Source organism: Azospira sp. MPR-LB4, assembly GCF_058809525.1.
The window spans coordinates 69,509-88,133 of record NZ_CM179521.1 but is presented as its reverse complement, the minus strand read 5'-3'; the positions used below and the strand labels follow the sequence as shown (position 1 = coordinate 88,133).

The following is an 18,625-nucleotide window of genomic DNA, read 5'->3' as shown; positions in this document are numbered from 1 at the left end:
TTTCTTTGGAGCTTTGCCCATGACCCTGCGTCATCCCAACGACGTTCTCTTCGCCGGTGAAAAGCCCTTCCCCGTCCTGCCTGTGGTGGACCACTACGCCGGATCGGAAAAGCTCATGAAGAAGGCCCTGCAGCTGCAGCAGGAACTGGCCCATAACAACCAACCCGTTTTCGACATCACCTGCGACTGCGAAGACGGTGCCCACGCCGGTGCCGAAGCCGAACATGCGGAAATGGCCGCCGGCCTCATCAGCGGCAGCGACAACCGCTTCGGCCGGGTCGGTGCGCGCATCCACGACATCACCCACCCCCACTGGCGCCAGGATCTGGAAATCCTGGTCTACCACGCCGGCCAGCACCTCGCTTTCCTGACCATTCCCAAGGTTCGCTCCGTCGACGATGCGCGGACCCAGATCGATGCCCTGCGCAGCATCGAGGCCCAGTGCCGGATCAGCCGCCCCATTCCGGTCCACGTGCTGATCGAAACCCACGGCGCCCTCAAGGACGCCTGGGAAATTGCCGCCCTGCCCGGCGTCGAAAGCCTGGACTTCGGCCTCATGGACTTCGTCTCCGGCCACCACGGCGCCATTCCCGGCAGTGCCATGAAGAGCCCCGGCCAGTTCGACCACCCCCTGGTGGCCCGGGCCAAGGCCGACATCGCCGCCGCCGCCCTGGCCAACGGCGTGGTGCCTTCCCACAATGTCACCACCGAAATCAAGGACTCGACCGTGGCGGCCGACGACGCCCGCCGTGCCCGCCGGGAGTTCGGCTATCTGCGCATGTGGAGCATTCACCCCAACCAGATCATGCCCATCGTCGAAGCCATGCGCCCCGACTTTTCCGAAGTGCAGGAAGCCACGGAAATCCTGGAAGCTGCCCAGGACAAGGACTGGGGCCCCATCCAGCACGCCGGCCGACTGCACGACCGGGCTTCCTACCGCTACTACTGGGAACTGCTGCAGCGGGCCCAGGCCACGGGCATGGACATCCCCGCCGGTACCGTCCGGCGGTTTTTCAGCCAAAGCTGACAGGCATCAAAGCGCATCGACCATCGGGGCTCCTATTCTGGAGCCCCTTTTCATGTCGGGCCGGCCAATTGCCGCTGCCCGGCCCAAGCGGACACACCATCGTGAAATTTACCGAACACCCGCTGTGGCTGGTGGGCTTTCGCCCCTTCTTCGCCCTCGCCTGCCTGGCCGGCCTGAGCCTGCCCCTGCTGTGGGCCGCCATCTTTTCCGGCGCCCTCGCCCTGCCCGCCGCCCCCATTACCCCGCTGCAATGGCACGCCCACGAAATGTTCTTCGGCTTCGGCTGGGCCGTCCTCGGCGGCTTCCTGCTCACGGCCACGAAAAACTGGGTCTCGGTGCGAGGCCATCACGGCGCTTCCCTGGCCTACCTGGCTGCCGCCTGGCTGCTGGAACGGGTCGTCATGGCCAACGCCGGGTCATGGCCCGGCTGGCTGTTCCACCTGGGCAGCAACCTCTTCATGGGCAGCATCATCGTCATGCTGCTGCATACGCTGATCCGCTACCGGACCCAGGACAGCTACCGGGACAACTACTATTTCCTGCTGGTGCTGCCGGCCTTTCTCATGGCCAAGCAATTGCTGCTGCAGCCGGAGACCTTCGCCATCGGCGTCGGCATCACCCTGGGCCTGTTCCGCATGGCCTTCCTGGTGATGTTCGAACGGACCCTGACCCAGTTCATGAAAGGCGTGTTTCAGGTCGCCATCCTCCGCCATCCGCGCCTGGATGGCGCCATCAAGGGGCTGGGTCTGCTGCTGGTGCTGCAACCCCTGCTGCCGCCACCGGCCGGCGCCGTCCTGGCCCTGCTGCTGGCCGCCCTGCTCCTGCTGCGCCTGGCATTCTGGAAGCCCCTGCTGGGTCTCAGCCGCATCGACATCGGCGTCATGTACCTGGGCTATCTGGCCATCACCGCCCAACTGCTGCTGGAGAGCCTGCATTACTTCAGCCCGGTGCCCTGGATCGGTTCCCTGTCGCTCCACGTATTCACCTTCGGTGCCATGGGCCTGGTGATTCCGGCCATGCTGATCCGCATCGCCAAGGGACATACCGGCCGCAAGGTGATCTTCGAGACCCTGGACAAGCTGGCCCTGGGGCTGATGCTGCTGGGTTTTGTCCTGCGCATCGTCATGCCCCAGTTTTTCCCGGCAGCCTATGTACAGTGGATCTATCTGGCCGCCGCCTGCTGGCTGGGCTGTTTCGGCCTGCTCGGCTGGCGCCTGATCCCCTTCCTGCTCGCTCCCCGGGTGGACGGCAAGGTGCATTAGCCTGGAAGGGCGCCATGACGGCCTTCCAGGGTGCCTGCTAGCCGCGGTAGCCGCCGGCCTTCAGCATCCGGTCGTACAGCACCACATTGACCGTCGCCGCCAGGTTCATGCAGCCGTGGGTCGGGATGTAGACGATATCCTGGCACCAGGAGGTGACGTTCTTCCTCAGACTCCCATCCTCCGGGCCGAAGATGTAGAAAGCCCGCTCCGGGTGGCGGTACTCGGTCAGGGGCTTGGCCTCCGGCACCAGTTCGATGGCCACCGGCACACAGCCCAGGGGGATCACCTGCTGCAGATCGTCCACGCCGATCAGGGGCAGCTGCTGGTGCACCTGCTTGGTGTCGGTGCAGAATTCCTTGGCCGTGTCATAGCGCTTGCCGGTGTAGAAAACCGTATTGACGCCATAGCAGCCGGCAGCCCGCATGATCGAGCCCACGTTGCCCGGGCTTTTGGGGTTGTACAGGCCGATGCAGGAATAGCCGCTGCAGGTTTTGATGGCCTGCTTTTTGGTGATGATTTCCATTGTTTCCCTTAACACGGCAAAGCCGGCGACCGCCCATGGCGCCGTTGCCCGGGGCCGGAGCATAACCGATCCTGGCCGGCATTCCATAGCCGCCAGCCGTGCCACCGTACCACCGGGGCTGCCAACAGCGGGACCGGCACGCTAAAGGAAAGGTGTCGCTGCAAAAAAAAAACGGCCCCGCCGAAGCGGGGCCGCATCTCCTCGTGTTGCTTCCTTTGGTTTTGTCTTGCGCCGTTCCGCTCAGACGGTAACGGTTTCCGCCACTTCCACGAACTCGGGGATCTGGTCGAAGTTCATGTAGCGGTAGATGTCGGCAGCCTTGGCGTTAACCACCTGGATGTATTCCATGTACTCGGCCACAGTCGGGATCTTGCCCAGCAGGGAGCACATGGCGGCCAGTTCGGCGGAGCCCAGGTACACCCGGGTGTCGATGCCCAGACGGTTGGGGAAGTTTCGGGTGGAAGTGGACATGGCGGTGGAACCCTTGCGGATCTGGGCCTGGTTGCCCATGCACAGGGAGCAGCCCGGCATTTCCATGCGGGCGCCGGCCTTGCCGAGGACGCTGTAGTAACCTTCTTCGGTCAGGATCAGGGCGTCCATCTTGGTGGGTGGAGCAATCCACAGGCGGGTCGGGATGTCGGACTTGCCATCCAGCACCTTGCCGGCAGCGCGGAAGTGACCGATGTTGGTCATGCAGGAGCCGATGAACACTTCGTCGATCTTGTCGCCGGCGACTTCGGAGAGGACCTTCACGTCATCCGGGTCGTTGGGGCAGGCGACGATGGGTTCCTTGACGTCGGCCAGATCGATCTCGATCACGGCGGCGTACTGGGCATCGGTGTCGGCCTTGAGCAGGGTGCCGTTGGCGATCCACTCTTCCATGGCCTTGATGCGGCGCTTCAGGGTACGGGCGTCCTGGTAGCCTTCGGCGATCATCCACTTCATCAGGGTGATGTTGGAGCGCAGGTACTCGACGATCGGCTCCTTGTTCAGGGCGATGGCGCAAGCAGCAGCGGAACGCTCGGCAGCGGCGTCGGAGAGCTCAAAGGCTTGTTCCACCTTCAGATCGGGCAGACCTTCGATTTCCAGGATGCGGCCGGAGAAGACGTTCTTCTTGCCCTTCTTCTCCACGGTCAGCAGGCCCTGCTTGATGGCGTACAGGGGGATGGCGTTGACCAGATCGCGCAGGGTGATGCCGGGCTGCATCTTGCCCTTGAAGCGCACCAGCACGGATTCGGGCATGTCCAGGGGCATCACGCCGGTGGCGGCAGCGAAGGCCACCAGACCGGAACCGGCCGGGAAGGAGATACCGATGGGGAAACGGGTGTGGGAGTCACCGCCGGTACCCACGGTATCGGGCAGCAGCAGACGGTTCAGCCAGGAGTGGATGACGCCGTCACCAGGACGCAGGGCGACGCCGCCACGGGTGCTGATGAAGGAAGGCAGTTCGCGGTGCATGCGCACGTCCACCAGCTTGGGATAAGCGGCGGTGTGGCAGAAGGACTGCATCACCAGATCGGCGGAGAAGCCCAGGCAAGCCAGGTCCTTCAGCTCGTCGCGGGTCATGGGGCCGGTGGTGTCCTGGGAACCCACGGTGGTCATCTTCGGTTCGCAGTAGGTGCCGGGCAGAATGCCCTTGCCTTCCGGCAGACCGCAGGCACGGCCCACCATCTTCTGGGCCAGGGAGTAGCCCTTGCCTGGATCGTTGGGCTGCTGGGGCAGGCGGAACAGGGTGGAAGGAGCCAGACCCAGAGCTTCGCGGGCCTTGGTGGTCAGGCCGCGACCGATGATCAGGGGAATGCGGCCGCCGGCACGCACTTCGTCCAGGATCACGGGGGTCTTCAGCTGGGATTCAGCGATAACGGCACCGTTCTTCAGGGCGGTGACCTTGGCGGTGGCCTGGTCGATCTTCAGCTCGATCTCGTCGCCCATGTCCATCTGGCCAACGTCCAGCTCGATGGGCAGAGCGCCGGCATCTTCCATGGTGTTGAAGAAGATGGGGGCAATCTTGGAGCCCAGGCAGACGCCGCCGAAGCGCTTGTTCGGCACGAAGGGGATGTCTTCGCCGGTGAACCACAGCACGGAGTTGGTGGCGGACTTGCGGGAAGAACCGGTACCCACCACGTCGCCCACGTAGGCGATCAGGTTGCCCTTCTTGGCCAGGGCTTCCAGTTGCTTGACGGGGCCGCGCTCGCCAGCCTTGTCGGCTTCGATACCCGGACGGGGGTTCTTCAGCATGGCCAGGGCATGTAGGGGGATGTCGGGACGGGACCAGGCATCCGGAGCGGGAGACAGGTCGTCGGTGTTGGTTTCGCCGGTGACCTTGAACACGGTCAGCTTCTGGGAAGCGGGGACTTCGGGACGGGAGGTGAACCACTCGGCATCGGCCCAGGACTGCATCACGGCCTTGGCGTTGGCGTTGCCACCCTTGGCCAGCTCGGCCACGTCGTGGAAGAAGTCGAACACCAGCAGGGTCTTCTTCAGGCCTTCGGCGGCCACGGCGCCGACTTCGGCGTCGCCCAGCAGGTCGATCATGGGCTTGACGTTGTAGCCGCCGAGCATGGTGCCCAGCAGTTCGGTGGCCTTGGCGCGGGAAATCAGGGCACAGGAAAGCTCGCCCTTGGCCACCTTGGCCAGGAACTCGGCCTTGACCTTGGCGGCATCATCAACACCGGCGGGAACACGGTAGGTAATCAGCTCCACCAGGGCCTGCTCCTCGCCCTTGGGCGGGTTTTGCAGCAGGGCGACCAGATCCTTGGTCTGGGCGGCGGACAGAGGCAGGGGGGGGATACCGAGTGCGGCACGCTCGGCGACGTGTTGGCGGTAGGCTTCAAGCACGGCTGGTTCCTCTCGACAGGTGGAATTCAGTGATCTGGGGACAGGGGAGCTGCCCGAAATACGCAACTGCATTCGCAGCCGCCGGAAGCTCCTTAAGTCTTATATATGATATCAGACATCACAGCGGATTTGTGCGACGCCAGAACGCAAAAAAATAGCGCAATACGGGACAAAGGAACAGGGGCGCCGATCAGCGGGCGGACTGCTGCTCCCGGCGACGATGGGCCCGCACCGCCGGCACCAGCAGGCCCGCCAGCGCCAGGAGCAGGAGGGCCAGGGGCCAGCGCACGGGCTGGTTCCATTCCCGCTGCCGGGCCGCCCGGTCGGCGCCATCGACGCGCTGGTACTTGAGGGTGTTGTTGCCCACATCCGTGGGCTTGCGGTTGTAGAGCCAGCGGTGGCCGAGGGTGTAGTTCTTGGGGTGGAAGCCGAAGACCCAGGGGGCATCCTGCTGCACCAGATGCACCATCTGGCGGATGATCTGTTGCCGCTCAGGCCCGTTCTCCATGTTCTTCATGCGCTCGAAGAGGCGGTCGAACTCCGGGTTCATGTAATTGGCGGAGTTCTCTCCCCCGTGCTTGACCCGGGTTTCGCTGCCGTGCAGCAGGAAGAAAAAGTTCTCCGGATCCGGATAGTCCGCATTCCAGCCCAGATAGAACATCTGCACCGCGCCCTTGCGCAGCTTCTCCTGAAAACGGTTCCAGTCGGTGGAACGGACCACCAGCTGGATATCCAGCTTGGCGAACTGGCGGGTCAGCCAGTCCAGCCGCGACTTGTCGCCCATGCCGCCGCCGGTAGTGTCCAGATTCAGCACCAGGGGTTCACCGGTGCGGGCGTTGCGCCCGTTGGGCCAGCCGGCCTCGGCCATGAGGCGGCGGGCGCTCTCGATGGACTTGCGCCTGGGAGCGCCGTCCCGCCAGTCGTAGACCACCGGATTGATACCCCCCTGCCCTTCCTCGAAGCCGAAGATGCCGGGCGCCAGGGGGCTCATGGCGGGAATGCCGCGGCCATTCATGAAAATGGAAATGAACTCTTCCTGGTCGATGCCGATGGAAATGGCCTGGCGCAGCTTGCGCCCCCCATCGCCCAGGCCGCCGACCAGGCTGTCCTGCATGTTGAAGCCCATGTAGAAAATGGAAGCCCGGACGCTGGTGAGGAGGCGGATGCCCTTTTCCTGCATTTCCTCGGTGAGCTGCACATCGCCCCCCACATTGAGGCGCACCGCCTGATCGAAACTGTCGGAGGAAATCCCCGAAGCGTCGTAATAGCCCTGGAGGAACTTGTTCCAGTAGGGAATGCTTTCCTTCTCCCGGGTGAACACCACCTTGTCGATGAAAGGCAGCGCCTTGCCGCAATCCGCCAGCAGGCCCTTCTCCCGGTCACCCGGATCGCCTTCACAAGGATAGGTTTCCCCGTGGAAATTGGGATTGCGCTCCAGCACCATGCGGCTGTTGGGATTGTTCTCCGTCAGCATGTAGGGACCGGTGCCGACCGGGTACCAGTCCAGGCTCAGGTTCTTTTCCGCCATGCCGGGCTGGCTGTAAAAGCGGTCCGCCTCCCTCGGCACCGGGGCGAAGAAGGGCATGGCCAGCCAGTAGAGGAACTGGGGATACTTGCCCTTGAGGCGAACCCGCCAGGTATAGCGATCCACCTTCTCCACCCCGGCAAGGGGATAGCGGTCCAGGTCCAGCCAGCCGCCTGCCGGCGCCTTGGCCGCTTCGGCCTGCAGGATCTTGCCCAGCGCGGCCAGGCCTTCGATGCGTTCGGCCATCATGCCGAAGATGGGGGAATGGAGACGGGGATGGGCCAGGCGCTTGATCTGGTAGATGTAATCGTCGGCCGTCAGCTCGCGGCTGCCGGTCTCGGCAAAGTCGGCCAGGCGCCGCACATCCTTCAGCTTGAGGGGATCGAGATCGCCATAAACGGGGGTGCCGTCGGCCTTCAGGGCAAAGGCCGGATGGGGCTGGTAGCGGATGCCGGGTTTGATGCGGATTTCGTACACGCTACTGGCGATCAGGCTCTCGTCGGCTGTGGCCGGCAATTGACGGCCAGCGGCATCGTAATAGCGGGGCACCGGCACGCTCTCGGCCGTGGCGGGAATGAGGGTGTAGGGACGCTTCAGATAGTGGTACTGGAGCGGCGGCTCGTAGATCTGGCCGGTAAAGACGCTCTCGTCCTCGGCGTAGGACTGGACCGGGTCCAGGTGTTTGGGGCGCTCGGTAAAGGCCGAATAGAGCACGTTGCGACCGGCTTCCGCCACAGGATAGGGGTCGTTCCAGGGACCTTCACCGCATCCGGCCAGAAGCAGGGGAAGCAGGGAAACAACGAGGGAGACGATCCCGGAAAGAGAGCCTTTGCGCATGGCCCGGAGTTTAGCGGAAGCGCCTGCGAGCGTCATTAAGGAGCCCCCGGCCCTTAACCTCCCGTGACGCACTGCGGTAAAATGCGCCCCGTTTCCGCTATAATCCCGCGGACTTTCAACTTAGGGGCATGTATGGGCTTTCTTGCCGAAAAACGCATCCTGATCACCGGGCTGCTCTCCAAGCATTCCATCGCCTATGGCATCGCCAAGGCTTGCCATCGTGAAGGCGCCCAGCTGGCTTTCACCTACCAGAACGAACGCTTCCAGGAGCGGGTCGCCAAATTTGCCGCCGAGTTCGACAGCACCCTGGTGCTGCCCTGCGACGTCGCCAGCGACGAGGAAATCACCAACCTGTTCGTCGAACTTGGCAAGCACTGGGACAGCCTCGACGGCCTGGTCCACTCCGTTGCCTACGCGCCGTCCGAATCCCTGGAAGGCGACTTTCTCGATGCCATTTCCCGCGATGCCTTCCGCATCGCCCATGACATTTCCTCCTACAGCTTCCCGGCCCTGACCAAGGCCGCCCGCCCCATGCTGAAGAAGGCCAACGGCTCCGTGCTGGCCCTCTCCTACCTGGGCGCCGAACGCACCATGCCCAACTACAACGTGATGGGTCTGGCCAAGGCCAGCCTGGAAGCGGCCGTGCGCTACATGGCCACCAGCCTGGGCCCCGAAGGCATGCGCGCCAACATCATCTCTGCCGGCCCGATCAAAACCCTGGCCGCCTCCGGCATCGGCAGCTTCGGCAAGCTGCTCTCCTACAACTCCCACCACGCCCCCCTGCGCCGCAACGTGACCATCGAGGAAGTGGGTAACGCCGCCGCTTTCCTGCTGTCCGACCTGGCCAGCGGCATCACCGGCGAAGTGCTGTACGTGGACGGCGGTTTCAACACCACCGCCCTGGGCAACGCCGAACCGATGGGCGCCTGACGAGAAAGCCCTTCTCCGGCGGCCCGTCAGCCGCCGCAATAAAAAAAGCCGACCGTTTTCACGGTCGGCTTTTTTGTGCCTCGGATAATGCGAATCAACGATCCTTGTTGTCCTCCAGGGCGGCCTTGTTCACTTCGACCTTGTAGCGGGCACGCAGGCCAGCCAGGTAGGCGGCGAAATCTTCCTGGGCCACCAGGGAGGTGTATTCCTTCTGCAGCACCTTGCGCTTGCCTTCATCGAGGGACGAGGGCTGGCTGACCTTCATGATCTTGTACAGCACATAGCCCCCGTTGTTGGGGAACTCCACCCCGGTATAGGCAGGCAGCTTGCCGGCGTCGGTCTTGAAGATGGCCTGCAGGGCGGCGGGCGGCACCTGGCGGCTGCCTTCCATGCGCGACACATTCTTCACCAGGGCCCAGCCCAGCTTGTCCTCGCCGGCCTTCAACTGGGCCAGCTTCTCTTCGCCGGCCTTCTTGGCCAGGGCGTTGCTTTCCTGAATCTTGAGGATTTCCTCGATCTGGCCCTTGACCGTATCGAACGGTTTCAGGCTGGCCGGCTTGTGCTCGACGATACGGGCAGCCACCAGGGTGTTGGGGGCGATTTCGACGGCTTCGGTATTGCGCTTGTTCTTCAGCACATCTTCGCTGAAGAGGACGGCCAGCGCCTTCTCGTTGCCCAGGACTCCGGCGTTCTGACCGCCGCGACGGGAGAACCAACCGGTCTGCTGCAGCGGCAGCTTGAAACGGTCCGCCGCCGGCTTGAGGCTGTCGGACTGTTCATAAACCGTGTTGCTGAAGGCCTCAGCCGCTTCGGCAAACTTGCGGGAGGCTGCCTGACGCTTCAGTTCCGCTTCGATCTCCGGCTTCACCTCGTCCAGGGTCTTCAGCTTGCCGCCCTTGATGCCGGTGACCTTGATGATGTGGAAACCGAAATCGGATTGAACCAGGCCGGACAGCTCGCCTTCCTTCTGGCTGAAGACCGCATCCTCGAAAGGCTTGACCATGCTGCCCTTGCCGAAGAAGCCCAGATCGCCGCCCTTGCTGGCAGAACCGGGATCCTTGGATTCGCGCTTGGCGATATCGGCGAACTTGGCAGGATTCTGCTGCACTTCCTTGAGCACGGCTTCGGCCTTGCTCTTGGCCTGGGCCACGTCGCTGCCGCTGGGAATGAGGATGTGGCTGGCGCGGCGCTCTTCGGACTGCTGGTAGCGATCCTTGTGGCCTTCGTACCAGGACTTGATCTCTTCCGGCGTCACGACCAGTTGGGCCAGCAGAGCATCGACCGACAGCTGCACGAACTCGGCCCGCACCTGCTCCGGAATTTCGAAGCTGGCCCGGTTTTCCTCATAGAACTTCTGCATGGCCTCGGCACTGGGCTTGGCCTGGGCCGCAAACTGCTCGGGCACGATACGCAGCTCTGCCACTTGCCGCTCTTCCGCCTGAATGCGCAGCATGGCTTCCGCGGCTGCAGCCGCCACCATGCCCGTATCGCTGACGGAGCCGACCAGCTGCTGCAGCGTCAGATCCTGACGCAACTGGGCTTCGAAACCCGTCTGGGTCAGCCCCTGGGCCTTGAGGGCGGTTTCGTAACGTGCGGCGGAAAACTTGCCGTCTTCCTGCAGGGCGGGAATCTTGCTGATCACATCGCGCAGCAGGTCGTCGCTGGCCATGAGGCGGCGCTTGTTCGCCTCCAGCAGCAGCACCCGCTGATCCACCAGGGAATTAACCACCGCCAGGCGAGCCTCGGGAGACTCCATCAGCGCCGGATTGTAGTTGGGTCCCAGGGCGCCCCGGAGCCGCTCCTGCTGGTTGCGCCAGGCCTGCTGATACTGCTGCAGGGTGATGGGCGTGCCACCGACAGTCGCCACATCGCGACTGTCGCCCGCATTGCGGATGTAGGATTCAACCCCCCAGAAAGCGAACGGCAGGGTGATCAATCCGAGAAATACCTGAACGATGCGTTTGTTGTTGCGGACGGCGTCAAACATAAGAAGGCTTCCGTTGTTTGGCTCACTGAAATAAAAAAAGGCGAACTTTCGTTCGCCTTTTTGCTTACTGGCGGAGTGGACGGGACTCGAACCCGCGACCCCCGGCGTGACAGGCCGGTATTCTAACCGACTGAACTACCACTCCTGACTAACTCTGTACGCTCTTTTTCTGGTGGGTGCTGACGGGATCGAACCGCCGACATCCAGCTTGTAAGGCTAGCGCTCTACCAACTGAGCTAAGCACCCGTGCCGTTTGGCTAAGCGCGAAAGACCGTTAGTTTACCGCATCCTTGAGCGCTTTACCAGCGCGGAACTTCGGCACCTTGGCTGCCTTGATCTTGATGGTGGCGCCGGTGCGCGGGTTGCGGCCGGAACGGGCAGCACGCTTGCCAACATAGAAGGTGCCAAAACCCACCAGGGTCACCATGCCGCCCTTCTTCAGGGAAGTCTTGACGGCACCGATGGTGGCATCAAGCGCACGGCCGGCTGCAGCCTTGGAGATATCTGCAGACTTGGCGATTTGATCGATCAGTTCAGATTTGTTCACGTAAGCCCCCTTACATAAAGGTTGTTAACAGGAAAGTCCTGCACGCACTTTTATAACAAGCCGGAAAACCTTGTGTCAAGCGGTTTCTAGCCGATTCGGGGGATATTCTGAGGGGGTGTTGCCATGCCGGAAGAATTGCATCCGGCATGGCAAAAATGGCATCAGTGGGTGATGACGCCGGAATTGGCGGAATCATCCGCCTGGGCGGCGACCGGCGCCGCTGCTTGATCTACAGCCGGTAGGGGCTCGGGCATGTGCTCCAGGGCGTGCTGCAGCACCTGGTCGATCCAGCGCACGGGAACGATCTCGATCTTGCCCTTGATGCTGTCGGGAATCTCGGCCAGATCCTTGACGTTCTCTTCCGGGATCAAAGCCTTCTGCAGGCCGCCGCGCACCGCGGCCAGCAGCTTTTCCTTGAGACCGCCGATGGCCAGCACCTCACCCCGCAGGGTGATTTCGCCGGTCATGGCCACGTCGCAACGCACCGGAATTCCGGTCAACACGGACACCATCGCCGTGCAGATGCCGATACCGGCGGAAGGACCGTCCTTGGGAATGGCGCCTTCGGGCAGGTGGATGTGGATGTCGGTCTTCTGGTAGAAGTCGTCCTTGATGCCGAGGGACTGGGCCCGCTGGCGCACCACGGAAACGGCCGCCTGGATGGACTCCTGCATTACCTCGCCCAGCTTGCCGGTCTTGATGGTATTGCCCTTGCCTGGCAGGGCGGCGGTTTCGATGGTGAGCAGTTCGCCACCCACTTCGGTCCAGGCCAGACCGGTCACCTGACCCACCTGGTTTTCCTTTTCCGCCATGCCGAAGGTGTAACGGCGCACGCCGAGGAACTTGTCCAGATTGCGTGCCGTGACGGCCACCTTGGTCTGGCTCTTCTTCAGCAGCAGGGTCTTCACCACCTTGCGGCAGATCTTGGAGATTTCACGCTCCAGGCTGCGCACGCCGGCTTCCCGGGTGTAGTAGCGGATGATGTCGCGCAGGGCGCTTTCGGCCACGGCGATCTCGGTCTTCTTCAGACCGTTGTTCTTCATCTGCTTGGGCAACAGGTAGCGCAGGGCGATGCTGACCTTCTCGTCTTCCGTGTAGCCGGAGAGGCGGATCAGCTCCATCCGGTCCAGCAGCGGGCCGGGGATGTTGAGGGTGTTGGCCGTCGCCACGAACATGACCTCGGACAGGTCATATTCCACTTCGACATAGTGATCCACGAAGGTGGAGTTCTGCTCCGGATCCAGCACCTCCAGCAGGGCGGAGGAAGGATCGCCGCGGAAGTCCATGCCCATCTTGTCCACCTCGTCGAGGAGGAACAGGGGGTTCTTCACCGCCACCTTGGTCATGTTCTGCAGGATTTTGCCCGGCATGGAACCGATGTAGGTACGGCGGTGGCCACGAATCTCGGCCTCGTCCCGCACGCCGCCAAGACTCATGCGCACGAACTTGCGGTTGGTGGCCTGGGCGATGGACTGGCCGAGGGAGGTCTTGCCCACCCCGGGAGGTCCGACCAGGCACAGGATCGGCGCCTTGAGCTTGTCCACCCGCTGCTGCACGGCGAGATACTCGAGAATACGTTCCTTGACCTTCTCCAGGCCCCAGTGATCCTTGTCCAGAATCTTCTGGGCTTCGGCCAGATCCTTGGAGACCCGGGTCTTCTTCTTCCAGGGCAGACCCACCAGGGTCTCGATGTAGTTGCGCACCACAGTGGCTTCGGCCGACATGGGCGACATCAGCTTGAGCTTCTTCAGTTCGGACTGGGCCTTGGCGACGGCTTCCTTGGTCATGCCGGCGGCCTTGACCTTCTTTTCCATCTCTTCCAGGTCAGCCCACTCTTCGCCTTCGCCCAGCTCCTTCTGGATGGCCTTGACCTGTTCGTTCAGGTAGTACTCGCGCTGGCTCTTTTCCATCTGGCGCTTGACGCGGCCGCGGATGCGCTTCTCCACCTGCAGGATGTCGATCTCGGACTCGAGCTGGGTCAGCAGACGCTCGATGCGCCCCTTGATGTCGAACAGCTCGAGGATTTCCTGCTTCTGTTCGAGCTTGAGCGGCAGATGGGCAGCGATGGTGTCGGCCAGTCGGCCGGCTTCTTCGATGCCGGCAATGGAGGTGAGGATTTCCGGCGGAATCTTCTTGTTCAGTTTGACGTACTGGTCGAACTGGGCAATCACGGCCCGACGCATGGCCTCCACTTCATGGTTGGGGCCGTCTTCGCCGGCGATGGGCGTGGCGGTGGCGAAGAACATGGTCTGCTGGTTGTCCACCGCAGTGATGCGGGCGCGCTGGGTGCCTTCCACCAGCACCTTCACGGTACCGTCGGGCAGCTTCAGCATCTGCAGGATGTTGGCGACGCAACCGATCTCGTAGAGATCCTCGGGAGCGGGATCATCCTTGGCAGCGGACTTCTGGGCCACCAGCAGGATACTCTTGCCGGCCTCCATGGCGGTTTCCAGGGCCTTGATGGACTTCGGGCGCCCCACGAACAGGGGAATGACCATGTGGGGGAAGACCACCACGTCCCGCAGGGGCAGCAAGGGCAGATCCACGGGCTCGGAAGGTAATAGGGTAATGCTGGACATGGTGAGTCCTTATGAAAAGCAATCACCCCTGAAGATAGGGGCGATGGAAGGATTCTTCAAGCCCGGGGAGTCACCAAATTTGGCGACTCCCCGGCTTGCAGGCAATGCGCGGGATCAGTTGGAGCCGGAAACCTTGGGCTGCTCGGCGTAGATGAGGATGGGCTTGGCTTCGCCGGAGATCATGCCTTCGTCGATCACCACCTTGGAGACATTGTCCATGCCCGGAAGTTCATACATGGTTTCCAGGAGCACGCCTTCCAGGATGGAACGCAGGCCCCGGGCGCCGGTCTTGCGCTCCAGCGCGCGACGGGCGATGGCAGTGAGGGCCGCGGGACGCACTTCCAGTTCGGCACCTTCCATGGCGAAGAGCTTCTGGTACTGCTTGATCAGGGCGTTCTTCGGCTCGATCAGGATTTCCACCAGGGCAGCTTCGGACAATTCGTCCAGGGTGGCGATCACCGGCAGGCGGCCGACAAACTCGGGGATCAGGCCGAACTTGATCAGGTCCTCGGGCTCCACGGTACGCAGCACTTCGCCGACGGCCTTCTTGTCTTCCTTGCTCTTCACTTCGGCGCCGAAACCGATACCGCCGCGGGTGGAGCGGTTGCGGATGACCTTTTCCAGGCCATCGAAAGCGCCGCCGCAGATGAAGAGGATGTTGGCCGTATCCACCTGGACGAAGTCCTGGTTGGGATGCTTGCGCCCGCCCTGGGGCGGCACGCTGGCCACGGTACCTTCGATCAGCTTGAGCAGGGCCTGCTGCACGCCCTCGCCGGAAACGTCCCGGGTAATAGAGGGGTTGTCGGACTTGCGGGAAATCTTGTCGATTTCGTCGATGTAGACGATGCCCTGCTGGGCCTTCTCGACTTCGTAGTCGCACTTCTGCAGCAGCTTCTGGATGATGTTTTCCACGTCCTCGCCGACGTAACCGGCTTCGGTCAGGGTGGTGGCATCGGCCATGACGAAGGGCACGTTGAGCAGGCGGGCCAGGGTCTGGGCCAGCAAGGTCTTGCCGGAGCCGGTGGGACCGATCAGCAGGATGTTGCTCTTGGCCAGTTCCACGTCATCAGCGCTCTTGCCCTGATGGCGCAGGCGCTTGTAGTGGTTGTACACGGCCACGGAGAGGATTTTCTTCGCCACTTCCTGGCCGATCACGTACTGGTCCAGGATGCTGCAGATTTCCTTCGGCGTCGGCAGGTCGTCCTTGCCGCCCTTGCCGCCGACGTCACCGGCGATCTCGTCGCGAATGATGTCGTTGCACAGCTCGATGCACTCGTCGCAAATGAACACGGACGGTCCGGCGATGAGCTTCTTCACCTCATGCTGGCTCTTGCCGCAGAAGGAGCAATAAAGCAGCTTTTCGGCGCTGCCGCTTTTCTTTTCCGTCATATGTCGTCCCCTGCCTTATTTTGCTTCCTGGGCGTCGGCACGGCTGCTCAGAACCTTGTCGATCAGGCCGTATTCCATGGCTTCGGCTGCAGAAAGGAAGTTGTCGCGATCCGTATCCTTCTCGATACGATCCACGGGCTGGCCGCTGTGCTTGGCCATGATCTCGTTCAACTTGGCACGCAGGGAGAGAATTTCCTTGGCGTGGATTTCGATGTCGGAGGCCTGGCCCTGGAAACCGCCCATGGGCTGGTGAATCATGACACGGGAATTGGGCAGCGCAAAACGCTTGCCTTTGGCCCCGGCGTTGAGCAGGAAAGCGCCCATGGACGCAGCCTGGCCCATGCACAGGGTGGAGACGTCGGGCTTGATGAACTGCATGGTGTCGTAGATGGACAGGCCAGCGGTCACGGAACCACCCGGGGAATTGATGTAGAAGAAGATGTCCTTGTCGGGATTATCTGCTTCCAGGAACAGCAACTGGGCCACCACCAGGTTGGCGGAGGCGTCGTTCACCGGCCCGACCAGGAACACGATGCGTTCCTTGAGCAGGCGGGAATAAATGTCAAAAGCCCGTTCACCGCGGCCGCTTTGCTCAACCACCATGGGGACCAGCCCCAGGGCTTGGGGATCCCACTGGCTGCCGTTATCGATCTTCATGCGCATCCTCTGTTTTTTGGTTGGGGGAGTCGAAGGTTTGGGACGTTGCGGTGACTTATTATGACGCAGGGGCCGCAAAAACTTGCAGCCCCTACGTTACTTCTTCTGCGGATGCAAAGCGCGTCTTAGGCGCGGCGACCCATCAGTTCGTCGAAGTCGGCGGTCTTGTCGGTAACCTTGGCCCGTTCCAGGACCCAGCTTACCACGTTATCTTCGACCACGACGGCCTCGACCTCGGCCAGACGCTGGGGCTGGGCGTAGTACCACTTCACCACTTCGTCCGGGTTCTCGTAGGACTGGGCAGCCTCTTCCACCATGGCCTTGATCTGCTCGGGCTTGGCGTACAGGTTTTCCACCTTCACCAGCTCGGCCAGCACCAGACCCAGGGTGACGCGGCGCTTGGCCTGCTCGCCGAACCACTCGGGCTTGACCGGCAGGTCCTTGCCCTTGAAGCCGCGGGCTTCCATGTCAGCCTTGGCGGCCTGCATCAGACGCTCCACTTCGCCTTCGATGAGGGCATTGGGCACGTCGATGGGGTTGGCCTTGAGCAGGGCTTCCATGACCTGGTCCTTGGTCTGGGCCTGGATGCGCTTCTTCACTTCGCGACCCAGATTGGTCTGGATCTCGGCGCGCATCTTTTCCACGTCGCCGTCGGCAATGCCCATCAGCTTGGCGAATTCGGCATCGACCTCGGGCAGCTTGGCGCCCTGGACTTCCTTGACGGTGATCTCGAACTGCACGGACTGGCCGGCCAGGTCCTTGGAGAAGTAGTCAGCGGGGAAGGTCATGTCGAAGGTCTTGGACTCGCCAGCCTTGAGGCCTTCCACGTTGTTCTCGAAATCGGCCAGCATCATGCCTTCGCCCAGGACGAAGGGGTAATCGGTGGCCTGGCCGCCTTGGAAGGCAACGCCGTCCTTCTTACCCAGGAAATCGATGACCACGCGGTCGCCCTTGGCGGCGGCGCGATCGGCCTTATCGAAGGTGACGCGCTGCTTGCGCAGGATGTCCAGGGTCTTGTCCACTTCGGCAGCGCCGACTTCGAAGGACAGGCGCTCCACGTCGGTGGTGGAAACGTCGCCCAGGGTGATTTCGGGATAAACCTCGAAAATGGCGGAGAATTCCAGCTGGGTGTCGCTCTCGGTCTTCTTGGCCTCGATGCGGGGATAGCCGGCCACACGCAGCTTCTGGGCGGTCACGGCTTCGCCGAAGGCCTTGTCCACAGCGTCGGCCAGGGCTTCGTGGCGGGCCTGGGCACCGTACTGCTGCTTGACCATGTTGAACGGCACCTTGCCGGGACGGAAGCCGGGCAGCTTGACGCTCTTGCCCATGCGCTTCAGACGCTCGTCCACGTCCTTATCCAGATCGGCGATGGCAACGGCGATATCCAGGCGACGTTCCAGGGCGCTGGAGACTTGGGAATTCTCTTGCATGCGTTTTCCTTAGTGACAACAAGGGCAGCCTAGGCCGCCCGATCCGTGGTGCGAGAGAAGGGACTCGAACCCCCACGCCTTGCGGCGCTGGAACCTAAATCCAGTGCGTCTACCAATTCCGCCACTCTCGCGCAAACGAGCTATTTTACCCGAGTTGCCTCTATACTGTAAGCCTTGCCCCACGCCGCGAATCCGCGGGGGCCGCAACCGCCAGAGACGACGCCGGCCTGGCCCGGCAAGCGTCCGCCACGACCGCATGCCCATGCCCGTCGACCACTACGAAAATTTCCCTGTCGCCTCCATCCTCCTGCCCCGGCACCTGCGCCGCCCGGTGGAAGTCATCTACCGTTTCGCCCGCAGCGCCGACGACATCGCCGACGAGGGCGAGGCCGGCGATGCCGAGCGCCTGCAGGCCCTGGCAACCTACGGCGCCGAGCTGGAGCGCATCGAGGCCGGCATCACCCCGGAAACGCCCCTGTTCCAGGACCTGGCCCCCATCCTGGTGGCCCACGACCTGCCCCTGCAGCCGTTCCACGACCTGCTCTCGGCCTTCGCCCAGGACATCACGGTCAAGCGCTACGCCGATTACCCCGCCCTGCTCGACTACTGCCGCCGCTCCGCCAACCCGGTGGGGCGCATCATGCTGCACCTGTTCGAAGCCGCCACGCCGGAAAACCTGGCCCGCTCGGACGCCATCTGCACCGCCCTGCAGCTGATCAACTTCTGGCAGGACGTAGCCGTAGACTGGGAAAAGCAGCGGGTCTACCTGCCCCAGGAGGACCTGCTGCGCTTCGGCCTCGACGAAAAAGCCATCGCCGCCGGACAGGTCGATGAGGCCTGGTGCGCCCTCATGGATTTCCAGGTGCAGCGGGCCCGCCAGCTGATGCTGGACGGCGCCCCCCTGGCCCTGGACCTGCCCGGCCGTTTCGGCTGGGAAATCCGCCTGACGGTGGAAGGGGGCCTGCGCATCCTGGAAAAAATCGGGCAGGTAGGGGGCGACGTTTTCCGCCGGCGCCCCCGCCTCGGCGGCGGCGACTGGTTGCTCCTGGCCTGCCGTGCCGCCCTCTTCCGCCACGGATGCCGCTAGAATCCCG

At 62.8% G+C, this 18,625-nt stretch carries 13 protein-coding genes and 3 tRNA genes; 4 read left to right on the top strand and 12 right to left on the bottom strand.

All coding sequences use genetic code 11. The features are described 5' to 3' along the window. The first annotated feature begins 19 nt into the window (after window positions 1-19). Together AC3QLZ_RS00400 and AC3QLZ_RS00395 are read left to right on the top strand one after the other, a co-directional pair. The gene (locus tag AC3QLZ_RS00400) at window positions 20-1,027 is read left to right on the top strand and encodes an HpcH/HpaI aldolase/citrate lyase family protein (protein ID WP_014237265.1); all 1,008 of its coding nucleotides are present in this window, start codon (window positions 20-22) and stop codon (window positions 1,025-1,027) included. Between the two features lie 101 nt (window positions 1,028-1,128). Then, window positions 1,129-2,289, top strand: coding sequence for an NnrS family protein (locus AC3QLZ_RS00395; protein ID WP_014237264.1), 1,161 nt, complete (start codon window positions 1,129-1,131; stop codon window positions 2,287-2,289). A gap of 37 nt (window positions 2,290-2,326) precedes the next feature. On the opposite strand, the gene AC3QLZ_RS00390 is transcribed toward AC3QLZ_RS00395, so the two are convergent. The 3 genes from AC3QLZ_RS00390 to AC3QLZ_RS00380 form a co-directional block, all read right to left on the bottom strand. After that, the gene (locus AC3QLZ_RS00390) at window positions 2,327-2,812 is read right to left on the bottom strand and encodes an RNA methyltransferase (RefSeq protein ID WP_050804298.1); all 486 of its coding nucleotides are present in this window, start codon (window positions 2,810-2,812) and stop codon (window positions 2,327-2,329) included. 240 nt (window positions 2,813-3,052) lie between these two features. Continuing rightward, window positions 3,053-5,650 (bottom strand): bifunctional aconitate hydratase 2/2-methylisocitrate dehydratase, encoded by a 2,598-nt coding sequence (acnB, locus tag AC3QLZ_RS00385; RefSeq protein WP_014237262.1) that lies wholly within the window; start codon window positions 5,648-5,650, stop codon window positions 3,053-3,055. 190 nt (window positions 5,651-5,840) lie between these two features. Further along, on the bottom strand, window positions 5,841-8,012 hold the full coding sequence (locus AC3QLZ_RS00380) for an ABC transporter substrate-binding protein (protein WP_014237261.1): 2,172 nt from the start codon (window positions 8,010-8,012) through the stop codon (window positions 5,841-5,843). Window positions 8,013-8,144: 132 nt separating this feature from the next. Here AC3QLZ_RS00380 and fabI point away from each other — a divergent pair, with 132 nt between their 5' ends. After that, a complete protein-coding gene (gene fabI, locus AC3QLZ_RS00375; RefSeq protein ID WP_014237260.1) occupies window positions 8,145-8,942 on the top strand; it encodes an enoyl-ACP reductase FabI in 798 nt (265 codons plus the stop codon). Window positions 8,943-9,036: 94 nt separating this feature from the next. Here the strand turns inward: fabI and AC3QLZ_RS00370 are convergent, their stop codons facing one another. The 9 genes from AC3QLZ_RS00370 to AC3QLZ_RS00330 all read right to left on the bottom strand — a co-directional run bounded on the left by AC3QLZ_RS00370 (window position 9,037) and on the right by AC3QLZ_RS00330 (window position 17,662). Further along, window positions 9,037-10,929, bottom strand: a complete 1,893-nt coding sequence (locus AC3QLZ_RS00370) for a SurA N-terminal domain-containing protein (RefSeq protein WP_014237259.1) — start codon at window positions 10,927-10,929, stop codon at window positions 9,037-9,039. Window positions 10,930-10,997: 68 nt separating this feature from the next. After that, window positions 10,998-11,074: transfer RNA gene (locus tag AC3QLZ_RS00365), tRNA-Asp, on the bottom strand. A 25-nt stretch (window positions 11,075-11,099) separates the two neighbouring features. Beyond that, a tRNA-Val gene (locus tag AC3QLZ_RS00360) sits at window positions 11,100-11,175 on the bottom strand. A 28-nt stretch (window positions 11,176-11,203) separates the two neighbouring features. After that, window positions 11,204-11,476 carry an HU family DNA-binding protein gene (locus tag AC3QLZ_RS00355; RefSeq protein WP_014237258.1) on the bottom strand — a complete coding sequence of 91 codons (273 nt, stop codon included), beginning with the start codon at window positions 11,474-11,476 and terminating at the stop codon, window positions 11,204-11,206. 161 nt (window positions 11,477-11,637) lie between these two features. Continuing rightward, entirely contained in the window at window positions 11,638-14,055 is a 2,418-nt protein-coding gene (gene lon / locus AC3QLZ_RS00350; RefSeq protein WP_014237257.1) for an endopeptidase La, read from the bottom strand. Between the two features lie 114 nt (window positions 14,056-14,169). Beyond that, window positions 14,170-15,444, bottom strand: coding sequence for an ATP-dependent Clp protease ATP-binding subunit ClpX (gene clpX / locus AC3QLZ_RS00345; RefSeq protein ID WP_014237256.1), 1,275 nt, complete (start codon window positions 15,442-15,444; stop codon window positions 14,170-14,172). 15 nt (window positions 15,445-15,459) lie between these two features. Next, a complete protein-coding gene (clpP, locus tag AC3QLZ_RS00340) occupies window positions 15,460-16,101 on the bottom strand; it encodes an ATP-dependent Clp endopeptidase proteolytic subunit ClpP (protein ID WP_014237255.1) in 642 nt (213 codons plus the stop codon). Window positions 16,102-16,226: 125 nt separating this feature from the next. Beyond that, entirely contained in the window at window positions 16,227-17,531 is a 1,305-nt protein-coding gene (tig, locus tag AC3QLZ_RS00335; protein WP_014237254.1) for a trigger factor, read from the bottom strand. 46 nt (window positions 17,532-17,577) lie between these two features. Continuing rightward, window positions 17,578-17,662, bottom strand: a tRNA-Leu gene (locus tag AC3QLZ_RS00330). Window positions 17,663-17,793: 131 nt separating this feature from the next. Between AC3QLZ_RS00330 and hpnC the strand changes: the two genes are divergently transcribed. Beyond that, a complete protein-coding gene (gene hpnC / locus AC3QLZ_RS00325) occupies window positions 17,794-18,618 on the top strand; it encodes a squalene synthase HpnC (RefSeq protein WP_014237253.1) in 825 nt (274 codons plus the stop codon). The last annotated feature ends 7 nt before the right edge of the window (window positions 18,619-18,625 follow it).

Excerpts from the sequence above, each read along its gene's own strand:
- AC3QLZ_RS00380 (WP_014237261.1), bottom strand. The coding sequence starts at position 8,012 with ATGCGCAAAGGCTCTCTTTCCGGGATCGTCTCCCTCGTTGTTTCCCTG.
- tig (WP_014237254.1), bottom strand. The coding sequence starts at position 17,531 with ATGCAAGAGAATTCCCAAGTCTCCAGCGCCCTGGAACGTCGCCTGGAT.
- AC3QLZ_RS00390 (WP_050804298.1), bottom strand. The coding sequence starts at position 2,812 with ATGGAAATCATCACCAAAAAGCAGGCCATCAAAACCTGCAGCGGCTAT.
- clpX (WP_014237256.1), bottom strand. The coding sequence starts at position 15,444 with ATGACGGAAAAGAAAAGCGGCAGCGCCGAAAAGCTGCTTTATTGCTCC.
- AC3QLZ_RS00370 (WP_014237259.1), bottom strand. The coding sequence starts at position 10,929 with ATGTTTGACGCCGTCCGCAACAACAAACGCATCGTTCAGGTATTTCTC.
- AC3QLZ_RS00400 (WP_014237265.1), top strand. The coding sequence starts at position 20 with ATGACCCTGCGTCATCCCAACGACGTTCTCTTCGCCGGTGAAAAGCCC.
- fabI (WP_014237260.1), top strand. The coding sequence starts at position 8,145 with ATGGGCTTTCTTGCCGAAAAACGCATCCTGATCACCGGGCTGCTCTCC.
- lon (WP_014237257.1), bottom strand. The coding sequence starts at position 14,055 with ATGTCCAGCATTACCCTATTACCTTCCGAGCCCGTGGATCTGCCCTTG.
- clpP (WP_014237255.1), bottom strand. The coding sequence starts at position 16,101 with ATGAAGATCGATAACGGCAGCCAGTGGGATCCCCAAGCCCTGGGGCTG.
- hpnC (WP_014237253.1), top strand. The coding sequence starts at position 17,794 with ATGCCCGTCGACCACTACGAAAATTTCCCTGTCGCCTCCATCCTCCTG.